General features: G+C 32.2%; 14 protein-coding genes. 4 read left to right on the forward strand and 10 right to left on the reverse strand.

What is annotated here, in order from left to right:
- Positions 1 to 74: 74 nt before the first annotated feature.
- From BJG89_RS10095 to BJG89_RS10110, 4 genes are read right to left on the reverse strand one after another with little or no spacing between them, the layout of a single operon-like run.
- Entirely contained in the window at positions 75 to 929 is an 855-nt protein-coding gene (locus tag BJG89_RS10095; RefSeq protein ID WP_096810469.1) for an RluA family pseudouridine synthase, read from the reverse strand.
- Entirely contained in the window at positions 929 to 1738 is an 810-nt protein-coding gene (locus tag BJG89_RS10100; protein ID WP_096810470.1) for an NAD kinase, read from the reverse strand. Before BJG89_RS10100 ends, BJG89_RS10095 begins: the two co-directional genes overlap by 1 nt.
- A gap of 11 nt (positions 1739 to 1749) precedes the next feature.
- Positions 1750 to 2385 carry a GTP diphosphokinase gene (yjbM, locus tag BJG89_RS10105; protein ID WP_096810471.1) on the reverse strand — a complete coding sequence of 212 codons (636 nt, stop codon included), beginning with the start codon at positions 2383 to 2385 and terminating at the stop codon, positions 1750 to 1752.
- A 16-nt stretch (positions 2386 to 2401) separates the two neighbouring features.
- Positions 2402 to 2749 (reverse strand): UPF0738 family protein, encoded by a 348-nt coding sequence (locus BJG89_RS10110; protein ID WP_096810472.1) that lies wholly within the window; start codon positions 2747 to 2749, stop codon positions 2402 to 2404.
- A 189-nt stretch (positions 2750 to 2938) separates the two neighbouring features.
- Between BJG89_RS10110 and BJG89_RS10115 the strand changes: the two genes are divergently transcribed.
- The 3 genes from BJG89_RS10115 (at position 2939) to yjbH (ending at position 4788) form a co-directional block, all read left to right on the forward strand.
- Positions 2939 to 3523: a CYTH domain-containing protein gene (locus BJG89_RS10115; protein ID WP_096810473.1), complete on the forward strand. Its 585-nt coding sequence runs from the start codon at positions 2939 to 2941 to the stop codon at positions 3521 to 3523.
- An 87-nt stretch (positions 3524 to 3610) separates the two neighbouring features.
- Positions 3611 to 3982: a truncated hemoglobin YjbI gene (locus tag BJG89_RS10120; RefSeq protein WP_096810474.1), complete on the forward strand. Its 372-nt coding sequence runs from the start codon at positions 3611 to 3613 to the stop codon at positions 3980 to 3982.
- Positions 3983 to 3999: 17 nt separating this feature from the next.
- Positions 4000 to 4788, forward strand: a complete 789-nt coding sequence (yjbH, locus tag BJG89_RS10125; protein WP_096810475.1) for a protease adaptor protein YjbH — start codon at positions 4000 to 4002, stop codon at positions 4786 to 4788.
- A 527-nt stretch (positions 4789 to 5315) separates the two neighbouring features.
- On the opposite strand, the gene pepF is transcribed toward yjbH, so the two are convergent.
- The 5 genes from pepF to spxA all read right to left on the reverse strand — a co-directional run bounded on the left by pepF (position 5316) and on the right by spxA (position 9812).
- A complete protein-coding gene (gene pepF / locus BJG89_RS10130; RefSeq protein ID WP_096810476.1) occupies positions 5316 to 7124 on the reverse strand; it encodes an oligoendopeptidase F in 1809 nt (602 codons plus the stop codon).
- 53 nt (positions 7125 to 7177) lie between these two features.
- The gene (locus tag BJG89_RS10135; RefSeq protein WP_096810477.1) at positions 7178 to 7963 is read right to left on the reverse strand and encodes a competence protein CoiA family protein; all 786 of its coding nucleotides are present in this window, start codon (positions 7961 to 7963) and stop codon (positions 7178 to 7180) included.
- Positions 7964 to 7966: 3 nt separating this feature from the next.
- Positions 7967 to 8179: a competence protein CoiA family protein gene (locus tag BJG89_RS15110; protein ID WP_096810478.1), complete on the reverse strand. Its 213-nt coding sequence runs from the start codon at positions 8177 to 8179 to the stop codon at positions 7967 to 7969.
- A 207-nt stretch (positions 8180 to 8386) separates the two neighbouring features.
- A complete protein-coding gene (gene mecA, locus BJG89_RS10145) occupies positions 8387 to 9103 on the reverse strand; it encodes an adaptor protein MecA (RefSeq protein ID WP_096810479.1) in 717 nt (238 codons plus the stop codon).
- Between the two features lie 313 nt (positions 9104 to 9416).
- On the reverse strand, positions 9417 to 9812 hold the full coding sequence (spxA, locus tag BJG89_RS10150; RefSeq protein ID WP_040030144.1) for a transcriptional regulator SpxA: 396 nt from the start codon (positions 9810 to 9812) through the stop codon (positions 9417 to 9419).
- A 305-nt stretch (positions 9813 to 10117) separates the two neighbouring features.
- On the opposite strand from spxA, the gene trpS reads away from it, so the two are divergent.
- Entirely contained in the window at positions 10118 to 11107 is a 990-nt protein-coding gene (gene trpS, locus BJG89_RS10155; RefSeq protein WP_096810480.1) for a tryptophan--tRNA ligase, read from the forward strand.
- Between the two features lie 65 nt (positions 11108 to 11172).
- Here the strand turns inward: trpS and BJG89_RS10160 are convergent, their stop codons facing one another.
- Entirely contained in the window at positions 11173 to 12822 is a 1650-nt protein-coding gene (locus BJG89_RS10160) for a peptide ABC transporter substrate-binding protein (RefSeq protein ID WP_096810481.1), read from the reverse strand.
- Positions 12823 to 12830: the final 8 nt, after the last annotated feature.

Raw genomic sequence — 12830 nt, forward strand, 5'->3', positions numbered from 1 at the left:
ATATACTTGTTCATCTTCTAAAACGATTTGATCTTTTTCATTTGCCAAAAGTCCCACCTCCATGGTTAGTCAAATTATATCATTTTAAATATATTTTCTATTGCGTCATATTTATCTTGAATTTCAATTGTTTCGTTGTAAATTGGGTGTATAAAGGACACTTTACTGCATCGTAATAATTGATGTTTATATATCGGATGTGTTCCACCATATAAATCATCGCCTACAATGGGGTGCCCTATATGTTGGAGATGTACACGTATTTGGTGTGTTCTACCCGTTAGTAACGTTATCTCGCACAAACTATAATGATTTTCATATTGTAAGCATTTATATTTTGTTTTTGCTTGTTTTCCAGCAATATCTACGCGTCGCTGAATAATGCTAGAAGGATCTCTACCAATTGGCGCATCTATCAGGCCTTGACTCCTTATTTTTCCATAACATATACATAAATAGGTTTTATCTATTACTGTTTTAGACATCAGATGATGTAGAAAACCATGTTTTGCTAAGATCACAATTCCTGAGGTATTTCGGTCAATTCTAGTCACAATATGTGGGACCAACCATTGGTTTGTGTCTTTAAAATAGCCTAGCGCTTGTTCAACTAAACTAAAATGTTTATGGTCTCGTGATGGCGCACAATTTTGATTGGCTTCTTTAGATACAATTAATAAGTAATCATCTTCATATAAAATATTTAAAGGTTGATTAAATGGGTGTAAATTAGAACTTGCTGTTTCTTGGCCTAATTGTACATTTAATATATCTCCTATTTCTAGTTGTTTTCGAACGGTTTCTGGTTGCCCATTAACTATTAAAGCGCCATTATGTTTAATGGCGCTAATTGTGTTCTTGGAATACTGACGTTCTTGTAAAAAAGTTTTTAACATACACGTGCTTCCAATAATATAAGTGAATTGCATTACTCGTCGTCCCCACTGGAAATAAACGAATCGTGCACTCTTTTCCAAAATGGAAATGGTCTAAATCTAGCGAATCTAATTTTTTCATTCGCTACTCTAAATTGAATTGCATTAACATTTTTATGTTTTATACTGACATGATCGATTGTTGTTAAAATTGTATCATGATTTACAGGTGTAATAAGACATGTGTGATGCTTCGGTAACACTAAAGGCGAACCAACTGTTCTGAAAACTCTATTGTTAATAGACGCTATTTCAGCAATTTGCATTGCTTCTAAAGATGGATGTATCAAAGCGCCTCCTAAAGCCTTGTTGTAAGCAGTTGAACCTGATGGCGTTGAAACACAAAGTCCATCTCCTCTAAAGCGTTCGAATTGATTACCTCTAATATTGACATCAACAACTAACGTTGAACCATTCTCTGTTTTCATCGTTGCTTCATTTAATGCTAAGTATCTTGTTTCATACCCATTGTTATTGTATCGTACAATAATTTCTAATAGTGGATATTCTATCACTTGGAATTCCGAATTATTAATTTCAATAATTAATTTTTCAACTTCATGTGGCAACCAATCAGCGTAAAATCCTAAATGACCTGTATGTACACCAACGAAAGCACACCGAGATAGCATATGGCTATATTGGTGGAATGCTTGTAATAATGTACCGTCCCCACCAACGGAAATGACAATTTCAGGATTTTCGGCGTCTTCAATCATTTTAAAGTCTTTCATATGATTAATCATCTTATGCTTTAAAGCGTTAGACTTTGAATCACCTTTAGACAAAATCGTATATCGCATGATTACACCCCCTAATCATTATTATGTTTTTTAGCGCGTTTTTTAGAATAATATTTTTGTGCTTCTTGTATTTCTTCTTTAATTTCTGACATTTCTTCATCAAGTAAAAATGCCGCTTCTGCCGCTCGTTCTAATCGGTGCTGAATTTCTGGAGGATAATCTCCATCATATTTATAACGTAAGGTGTGTTCAATCGTTGCCCAAAAGTTCATTGCTAATGTTCTGATTTGTATTTCAGCTAAAATTGATTTTTCGCCATTAAGTGTTTCGATTGGATATTCAATTATGACATGATATGAACGGTAACCACTTTGTTTCGTGTTACTAATATAGTCACGCTCTTCTACCACTTTAAAATCTTGACGTTGTCTCAAAAGATTAACAACAATATCAATATCATCTACAAATTGACACATTAATCTCAGACCTGCAATATCATACATTTCTTCGTGCAAACGGTCAAATGAAATTTGTCTTTTATTCGCTTTATCAATAATACTTGTCATTGGCTTAACGCGGCCTGTTACGAATTCAATCGGTGAAGCATTATCTTCTACATCGTATTGCTTTCTTAGGCCTTTTAGTTTAACTTTTAATTCATCAACTGCTTGTCTATATGGAGATAAAAACTGATCCCATTGATTCATTGTGCTTCACTCCGCTTCACTCTAATTCGAAAGTATCTTCCACAACAGAAACAAATGCCTTACCATAGTTTGAATTACCTTGAATATTATCTAATATGTAATTAAGTTCTCTTCCGAATTGTTTTAATTCTAAATGATCATTAATTATTATTTTCTTGTTTTTATTTTCATGTAACATTGACCATGTTTCTTGAACAAATATTAAATAGGAATAGGATTGGCCATCATCTAAGATATATGCAAAACTATAATTATCACTGTCAACAAGCATTTGTCCTGCTTCTTGTAAACCTTCCGTAGATTGTTCTGTATAACAATTTAAACTATCTTTTGTTACTTTAATTTCATTCACATAAATACGCATGCTTGTTCCTCCTTATTCTTCATCATTTTAACATAATTATCCCGTACATAACACGTTACATTTCTATTATAATGTCATCAATATACTTTAATATAATATAATCATTTCCACCTAGCGATGCAATTCAATTTAAATTAACTTACAAGTCCTTTAAAATGAATTATCATAAATATTTAAGGAGTGTGTATTGTGTCAACGAACAACGAAATCGAATTTAAGCAACTACTATCTAAAGCAAACTATCAGGACATTTATGACAAATATTTTTTAGATGAAAAAGCGTTTAGCCAAACCAATTATTACATCGATACATTAAACTTCGATTTAAAATCACATCAATCCGCATTGAGAATCAGAGTTAAAAACAATGCCTATGAAATGACTTTAAAAGTACCTGCAGAAATTGGTTTACTAGAATACAACTTTGAAACCAATATTGAGCCTAAACTAAACAAACAAATTGAAAGTCAAGATTTACCTGAAGATATATTAGATCAACTCTTAAATATGGGTATAGATATTGATTCATTAATCATTTTAGGTGATTTAACCACTGAACGCATCGAAAAGGAAATCGATGGCAATTTGCTTGTCTTAGATAAAAATCGTTATCTTGGTTTTGAGGATTTTGAACTTGAATATGAAGTAGATGATTATAATGAAGGGTTAATTCAATTCAAATCTATTCTTAATCAATTTAATATAAAACATGAAATGCCAAACAATAAAGTTCAAAGATTTTTCAATCGTAAATATAAATTAAGCAACAACTAGTTGCGCACAATATTAAGAAGTCGAATTACTTCCAAATGTAAAAATTCATGTTATATTAGTATTATATTAGCAGAATATGGTGATATTATGACGCAAACACCTTACGAGGTTATTGGACAAGATGCCTTATTTAAAATGATTGACCATTTTTATTATATGGTTGAACGTGATGATAGAATTAATCATTTGTTTCCTGGGGATTTTGAAGAAACAAGTAGAAAACAAAAGCAATTCTTAACTCAATTTTTAGGTGGTCCGCAACTATACACAGAAGAACATGGTCATCCAATGTTAAAAAAACGACATTTAGAATTTGTAATAACAACTGATGAACGTGACGCATGGCTTGAAAATATGTACGAAGCAATTCAACAAGCACATTTTCCTGCGGGCGTCGGGGATTATTTATATGAACGATTACGTTTAACAGCGAATCACATGGTTAATTCCGAAAATTAATTGTAGGTGAAAAAAACATGGCTGAAGAATTAAAATTAATAAATGCTAATAGTCGTGAAGATGCAAATCTTTCACCTTTGAGTAAGATAGAAATTTATTCCTTTTTCGATCCATTCAGTAAAGAATGCTTTAAATTGTCAGCAATACTTTCAAAATTACGTCTCGAATATAAACAATATATTAGCATCAGACACATTTTGAATCCTTCCTTAAGGGTATTGACGAAATGCCAAGCACAGAGCACATCAAATCTAGATAATATTGCTTTAGCTTATAAAGCTGCCGAACTCCAAGGACGCATACGAGCAGAACGCTTTATACACCTTGTTCAAAATGAGATTATACCGAAGCGTGATATTATCACCGAAGAGATGGTTAATAATTGCATTAGTAACGCAGGTCTTGATTATGAAGTCTTTAAAGAAGACTTACATAAAAGTGCTTTAAAGGAAAGCTTACAAGTTGATTTGCATATTGCTCGAGAAATGGAAATTGAAGAAGCCCCGTCCCTTGTTTTCTTTAATGAAGATATACAAGAAGAAGGTTTAAAAGTTGAAGGCTTATACCCTTATCATATATATACGTATATCATAAATGAACTTATTGGTACACCAATTGAAAAAGAACTTCCACCAAGTTTAGAATCTTACATTCAACAACAACAATTAGTAACCAAAGAAGAGTTACTGACTATTTATGAATGGCCTGAAAAATTATTGAATAAAGAACTGAAAAAATTAGCATTACAACAAAAAATAGAGAAACTACACTCTCCTGATGGTAAATTTTGGAAATCTAAAGTTTGAATCCCATTTTATATTCAAAACAAAAAATGTAATACCATTTCAATTTTACAATCACGATATCCTAGTTCCAATACAAGAAGCACTGCCCAAAAATGGACAGTGCTTCTTTGTATGTAATATTTATTGTGATCTGATCTCAATGATTAAGCAAAGTTAAACGGTTAAAATAAGTCTAAATATAGCATAAGCAAATGCTCCTTTTTACTACATTAACCCCTTCTATTTTACTTTATTTATTTAAACATTAAATACAGTTTGGTGATGCTAAAATAACTGAATAGTTATTCAATATCTTATACATAACGTAACAGTTTTAAAAATAGGTATAAAAAAAACGCCGTGTCTGATTACACGGCGCTAAACAAAGGGGATGGGAGAAATTTTTCACTTCAAACAAAGGGGTATGTTTGTTATGTGATTAATTTCATGTATATAATATAACACGCTGATATATACCTTTCAACCTTTTAAATTAAATAAATCCACTTTGTCACAAATTTGTCATATTGTAAACGAATACATTCATACTAAGCTTTCATTAGTTTTTCAAAGGCGTCTAATTTTTGTTCAAATACTTGGCAAGCTTGTTCAATTGGTTCTGGTGTCGTCATATCTACACCTGCATTTTTTAAGATTTCAATTGGATAATCTGAGCTTCCTTTTTTCAAGAATTCATTAATATAACGTTCTACAGCAGGTTTACCTTCTGTTAAAATCTGATGACTTAAGCTCTGTGCTGCACTGTATCCGGTTGCATATTGATACACATAATAATTCATATAGAAGTGCGGTATTCTTGACCACTCTTTACTAATATTTTCATCCGTTTCAACGGAATCACCAAAATATTTTCTATTTAAATCCGCATATACTTCATTCATACGGTTTGCAGTTAATGGTTCTCCAGCTTCTTCTATTTGGTGAATTTTATGTTCAAATTCTGCAAACATTGTCTGTCTAAATAATGTCGCACGGAAACGTTCAAGTTCTTGATTTAATAACAGTAATCTACGTTTATCGTCTAGGTGTTTATCCATATAGTCACTCAATAAAGCTTCGTTACAGGTCGACGCGACTTCTGCTACAAAAATAGTATAGTCACTTAAGTTCGACGGCTGGTTTTGGCGACTGAAATAACTATGTGCAGAATGTCCGAATTCATGAACTAAAGTATATAAGTCTGAAACTGTATTTGACCAATTTAATAAAATAAATGGATTCGTTAAATGGGCGCCTGAAGAATAGCCGCCAGAACGTTTCCCTTTATTTTCAAATACATCTACCCAACGATTATTTAGCCCTTCTTCAACAACTTTCATATATTCTTCGCCCATTGGTTGTAATGCTTTTAGCATCCAATCTTTAGCTTCTTCATATGGCATTTCAAACTTAACATCTTTAACTAAAGGCGTATAAAGGTCATACATTTTCATATCTTCTAACCCTAAAAGTTCTTTGCGTAACTTAGTATAACGATGTAGTAAAGGTAAGTATTTATGAACTGTTTTCACTAAATTATCATACACCGTTTCTGGAATGTGATTATTGCTTAAAGCTGCTTCTCTTGCAGTATTGTAATGATGCGTTTTTGCGTTAAATACATTTTTCTTAACTTCTCCAGCTAAAGTCGCGCTAAGCGTATTATTGTATGCACCATATGCTTTATATAGGTTTTCATATGCAGACTGACGTAAAACGCGATCATCTGATTCTAAACATTTGATAAATGTACCTTGCGTTAGAGCGTGGCGCTGGCCATCTTTATCTATTGCATCTTCAAATTCTAAATCTGCATTGCTAAACATACCATAAACATTATCAGGCGTAGATAATGCATCTTGTGCCTCAGTCAATAATTTTTCTTTATCCGCGCTAAGCACATGAGGTCTTTTTTCATTAATTAATTTCAAATCAAATTGATAGCGTTTCAAATCTTCATTTTCTTCAATAAATGATTGAATCGTTGCTTCATCGATTTGTAAAATTTCAGGTACTAGGAAACTCCAAGCAGAACTAAATTTTATGATTAATTGATGTGCACGTGACTCAAAACCTGTATATTTATCATTTGCAGTATCTTGATCTTGCTTTAAGTGCGCGTAGACATACACTTTTTCTAATTTAGAACCTAATGCATCTTCAAGTGCTAAAGCATTGTAAAGTGTAGTTGAATTATCTGCTAAATGGCCAACAAATTGTTGTTCTTGACCTATATTATCTTCCACTTCTTTAAATGCTTTTTCAAAAGCTTCATCGGATTCAAAGATAGTAGATAAATCCCAAGTGTATTCAGGATATTTACGTTCTTGCTCTTCTCTTGTTAATTGTTGTGTCATAATATCTAGTAAACCTCCTATAAATTCATTAGTATAATTTTCTCACGTAATAGTCAATTTTGCACGCTATAACACCCATGGATACCATAGAATTGCTTAAAAGACTGTACAACATTATACGTAATTTGCATTGTATCTATATCTTCATTATAAAACCTATTAAATTTCAGTAAAGATTGAAATGCCCCAATTTGTAGCGTATGATTACGTAAAAAATACATGAGCTGTAATTGCCAATATATTGGATGGGATTTAATAAATATTTGTTCCGGAAAAACTATCCCTAAATAACGACTAACCCATTCATCCGTTAAGCGTAAGTTATACATAACACTTAAGCTAGGTTCCAAAACAGAACGCGCTTTACGACATTGGTTAATATAATGATATATTGATTTTCGAGTTAATTTAATCGACTGAGTTGGGCATTGAAATGCCTCTGCGCTCTGAATAAAATTGATTAAATCATCAATCTCTAGTAGATATCTTTTGGCAATAAATCGCTGTCCTCCCAAAAAATAAACTATCCTATATACATAAAACTTATCATGAATAGCGTCCCACGAAAATAGCAATCTATTGTGGCTATTTATAAAATTACGTTCATAATTTGATAGATAGAGTACGCATGTTTTGATATTATATTTCACATTTTTGATAATCCAAATCACTTTATAACCAATATTTTGCAACGATCTACTGCGTCTTACAATATGTGCTACCACTTCACTAGAAAATTGGATTTCAATTGCTATTGCATCATCAATAATCAAATCTGGATATTGATAACTATCAGGTATGTATGGCTCAATGCTTACTTTGTAATTTAATTTTTTCAATTTCTAAGCAATACAATATTTCAAATTATAATGTTCATGAGTTTCGCTTTTTTGACAGTATAAATGATTCCTTTTATAATGCGCGAAATGTGGCGTGATGATTTGCCCATTTTTTAATAGCACTTCACAATTACAAAATGGACAGCGGTATTGGTCTCCTTTTAGAGCAGACCCAGCCCAAACATTTTGATTTTGACTATTCCTTGCATATAACATGGCTCCTCACCTCGTTTATATACACGCAGAAGTCGACCTAATTACTACATGATTACATGATTATTAAAGTATTTATCCTATATATGGATAGTCTAAATAAAAAGCCATAAGTTAACTGTTACCAATTAACCTATGACTTCTCTCAAAGCAATTAATTATACATTTTTGTTCATAATTGAACTTATTTTAGTTTAATGTCATTTCTCATTATTCTGCTGTATTAGAAAAATAACGACGTACTTGTGACGCAACGTTGTGACTCATAATAATTTTAGCATAATCGTTTAAATATACTTCTGATTTATCAGTAGGATATGCGAACTCAAGTAATTGACTATAACTATCGTTAATTGCATCTTGTCCAACAGTTTCATCAAAATGAACAGCATAATAATAGACATTATCAAGACTATATAATAAATCTTCAAATTCATCCGTTTTTTGGTTGTTATGATAAGCGTAATCAATTACTTCCTCTAAATCATTAAATTTAACTATTACGGTACGTATATTTTGTGGTTTACGATTGTTACGCTCTTGGTCATGATTATTTTCTTTTTGTTCTTGACGCTGTTCAAATAAATCTTCTAAACTTTCATCTTGGTCAAATGTTTGTGATAACAAGTCATTTACTTGATGATCTAATTGATCATTATCTTCCTCAGACATATTGATAAGATCTTCATTTTTAGATTTAGAAATTGTGACTTCAACGCCTTTTTCAAAAGCATGTACTTGAATCCATAATGGACCTTCTACAACAAAATCTTCTTCTTCGTTAACCTCTTCCATCATGTTCCAAAAGAATTCTTCCCCACGCTTTCGGTTAGTCCATAAATCTTCGCGCTTGAAACCTCTAGCCTCTATATCACTATACGTTATAAATAGCTTAACTGTAGTATCGTCAACTCGCTCTATTCTCATATCATCTCACTCCTTACAGTCGATGAATAGTAATCATTATTGTATTAGAACCTAGTAAGAATTACAATTGATTTGTTTGATTAATTTTTACTATTTTCTATTTGGTCTCTTATAATAACATATCCCCTTTTAGAAGCCAAAAAAACAGCACTTTATACAGCGTGCTGTTTGACTTATGTCACTAATTATTCACAATTAAATAATCGCTTTGTTTGACGCAAGTATATGGCTATCTGTTATGGTAAATACAACAAAACCACAAAGTAATATTATGTCAACATTACTTCATGGCCGTCTTCGTTCTATTTATAATTTAATCAACCATACGTTGCGCTTCTTGCAATTGGAAGGTACGTACTTTTCTAGGTAAAAAACGTCTAATTTCGTCTTCGTTATAGCCAACTTGTAAACGCTTATCATCTAAGATAATCGGGCGTCTTAGCAAGCCTGGGTTATCTTGAATAATTGAATATAAGTCTTGAAGTGGTAAAGCATCGATATCTACATTTAATTTTTGGTACGTTTTAGAACGAGTAGATATAATTTCGTCTGTTCCATCTTCAGTCATTTTTAAAATTTGTTTGATTTCATCAATTGTTAAGTGTTCTGAAAAAATGTTACGCTCCGTATACGGAATGTCATGTTCTTGTAACCATGCTTTCGCTTTACGGCAAGATGTGCAACTTGGTGAAGTAAATAATGTTACCATACATCTCACTCTCCTATTTTTCATGAATATGAATTCATTAGATTTCAATATTTATATGATTAAGAATCTTCTAAGTGATTTTTAGCTCTCTTAACCTTACAATTAAAGTATACCCTTTCAACATTAAAATTAAATGAGAATTCTCTAATTTTTTAAAAAAATTTCAAATAGGCGTAATTCCCAATCAATTTAGTTAGAAATATTGATATGTATATAGTTTAACATAACTTACAAATGATTGAAATACTGTTATACTAATACTAAAGTATATAAAATTAAATTATTAAAAAGGTAGGCATCAAAAAATGGAAACTTTATTTTCTGGTATCCAACCCAGCGGTATTCCAACGCTTGGTAACTATATTGGTGCGTTGAAACAATTTGGTGAAGTCCAAGACGATTACAATTGTTTCTTCTGCATCGTGGATCAACATGCAATTACGATCCCACAAGATCGCTTAAAACTACGTAAACAAACAAGACAGTTAGCAGCAATTTATCTAGCTTCAGGTATTGATCCGGAAAAATCAACGTTGTTTATACAATCTGAGGTCCCAGCGCACGTTCAAGCAAGTTGGATGTTAACAACTATCTCATCTATTGGCGAATTAGAACGTATGACACAATTTAAAGATAAAGCAGTAAAACAAACTGAAGGTATACCTGCTGGATTGCTTACATATCCACCGTTAATGGCAGCGGATATCGTTATTTATAATACAAACATCGTTCCTGTTGGAGATGACCAAAAACAACATATTGAATTAACTAGAAACTTAGTAGACCGATTTAATTCTCGTTATAACGATGTACTCATCAAGCCTGAAATACGAATGCCTAAAGTTGGCGGGCGTGTCATGAGCTTACAAGATCCAACTAAAAAAATGAGTAAAAGTGATGATAACCAAAAAAATTACATTTCATTATTAGATGAACCTAACGTGGGCGCTAAAAAAATTAAAAGTGCAGTAACTGATTCAGATGGTATCATTAAATTTGATCGTGATAATAAACCAGGTATTTCTAATCTACTATCTATCTATTCAAGTTTAACTGATACATCAATTGAAACACTTCAAACAAAATATAAAGATTCTAATTACGGTGAATTCAAAGCTGATTTAGCAGCTATTGTTAAAGACTTTTTAACGAATTTCCAAGAAAAATATGAGTATTATTTTAACTCTGATGAACTAGATACAATTTTAGATAATGGTAGAGATAAAGCCCAAAAAGCTTCATTTAAAACATTGAAAAAAATGGAAAAAGCTATGGGATTAGGTCGTAAAAGATAAATTGTAATTAAATGAAAAGACACGCAATCACTTTTAAGATTGCGTGTCTTTATGATATCTACAGTCTATTTCTTTTTACCTGTTTCACGGTCAATTGACTTATCAATTTCCACATCTTTTAATGAAGTGTCCCCACCGATTTGATGATAAATCAAACCTTTAACTTGTGGATTCGTTAAGTGTGCTTCTCCTTTTTGATAAACAGGTGCAACTGGGGCATCATTTAGTAATAATTCTTCTGCTTCTTTCATCGCTGCGTTCCGTTCTTCAGGTTTTTTCAATAACTTACCATTTGCATCTTTAACGAGTTGGTCATATTTTTCACTGCTCCATGCAGTATTATTTTGCGCATTACCCGTAGTCATAATATTTAAAAATGTCAGTGGATCTGGGTAATCAGGCCCCCAACCTGATAGTGATGCTTCAAACGTTTCAGATGATTCTTGGTTTAAACGTTGTTTAAATGGTAATTGTTTAATCTTCAAAGTGACGCCTGGTAAGGTACTTTCTACTTGCGCTTTAATATATTCTGCTGAAATTTTTGCGTCTGGTGTATCTTCAGTATTCATCGTAAATGTTAATTCTTTAATTCCTAAGTCCTTTTTCGCTTTTTCAAAATGTTGCTTTGCTGCTTTTGGATTATAAGTAAGCGGTGAATCAATTGAATCAGCAAAATCTTTACCATCTGGTGTGTCTGCCGTTAATTTAGCAGTAAACCCATCTGTCGCTTCTGAACCATTATTTTTTACTGAATTCACATACCCCTCTTTATTGATAGATTGCGCAATGGCTAATCTCAAATCTTTATTTTTAAATTCAGGCACATTGTCTTGGTTCATTTTAATATAGAATGTACTAGCTAATAAACGTTTTTTCAATCCTGGATTATCTTGGTATTTATCTACTTGATCAGCGGTAATCGTCGTATCATCAACAGATGCTGTGTCATAAAGAGAAGCGCCTGCTTGTTGGTCTTTTAACACTTTGTAGTTAACTCGATCTAGTTTAACTGCCTTTTTATCCCAATAATCTTCATTTTTAACAAGTTGTATTTTATCTTCCACTTTCCAATCTTTAACTTTAAAAGGGCCATTAAAGACAGTTTTATCTGCAGTTGTTGCATATTGTTCGCCATTCTTTTTCACAACTTTTTCATTTTGTGGCATAAACGCCCCAAAAGCAAACATTTCATTAATATATGGAATTGGTTTTGTTAATTCAACCTTCAACGTATGATCGTCCAAAGCTGTTACCCCTAAGTCATCAATATCTTTTTTTCCCATATTAATGTCTTCAGCATTTTTAATGTCATACATTATGTAAGCATATTCTGCAGCTGTATCTGGGTTAACAACCCTTTTCCAAGCGTATTCAAAATCATGTGCCGTAACTGGGTCTCCGTTAGACCATTTAGCATTTTTGCGCAAATTGATGGTTAACGTCTTGCCACCGTTACTTTTCTTAGGCATCTCTTTAGCAACGCCTGGTTGCGCCTTATCATTTTTATCTAATGTGTATAACCCTTCGTAAACTTGGTTATATAAATCAAACGATACCGTATCTGTTGCTAAGGCTGTATCTAAAGAAGAAATGTCTTGTGGAATAACTTTTCTAAATACCTGTCCTTTGTCTGAATAAATACCTTCAGCACTACTACATCCCGCAGCAATTACGGCTAAAGCCAGTAGCGCTATCAATAGCTTAATCCTCTTCATATGAATCC

The organism is Staphylococcus nepalensis, assembly GCF_002442935.1.
Taxonomy (GTDB): Bacteria; Bacillota; Bacilli; order Staphylococcales; family Staphylococcaceae; genus Staphylococcus; species Staphylococcus nepalensis.

Coding starts and splice junctions, on each gene's coding strand:
- BJG89_RS10095 (WP_096810469.1), bottom strand. CDS start 929: ATGCAATTCACTTATATTATTGGAAGCACGTGTATGTTAAAAACTTTT.
- BJG89_RS10100 (WP_096810470.1), bottom strand. CDS start 1,738: ATGCGATATACGATTTTGTCTAAAGGTGATTCAAAGTCTAACGCTTTA.
- yjbM (WP_096810471.1), bottom strand. CDS start 2,385: ATGAATCAATGGGATCAGTTTTTATCTCCATATAGACAAGCAGTTGAT.
- BJG89_RS10110 (WP_096810472.1), bottom strand. CDS start 2,749: ATGCGTATTTATGTGAATGAAATTAAAGTAACAAAAGATAGTTTAAAT.
- BJG89_RS10120 (WP_096810474.1), top strand. CDS start 3,611: ATGACGCAAACACCTTACGAGGTTATTGGACAAGATGCCTTATTTAAA.
- yjbH (WP_096810475.1), top strand. CDS start 4,000: ATGGCTGAAGAATTAAAATTAATAAATGCTAATAGTCGTGAAGATGCA.
- pepF (WP_096810476.1), bottom strand. CDS start 7,124: ATGACACAACAATTAACAAGAGAAGAGCAAGAACGTAAATATCCTGAA.
- BJG89_RS15110 (WP_096810478.1), bottom strand. CDS start 8,179: ATGTTATATGCAAGGAATAGTCAAAATCAAAATGTTTGGGCTGGGTCT.
- mecA (WP_096810479.1), bottom strand. CDS start 9,103: ATGAGAATAGAGCGAGTTGACGATACTACAGTTAAGCTATTTATAACG.
- spxA (WP_040030144.1), bottom strand. CDS start 9,812: ATGGTAACATTATTTACTTCACCAAGTTGCACATCTTGCCGTAAAGCG.
- trpS (WP_096810480.1), top strand. CDS start 10,118: ATGGAAACTTTATTTTCTGGTATCCAACCCAGCGGTATTCCAACGCTT.
- BJG89_RS10160 (WP_096810481.1), bottom strand. CDS start 12,822: ATGAAGAGGATTAAGCTATTGATAGCGCTACTGGCTTTAGCCGTAATT.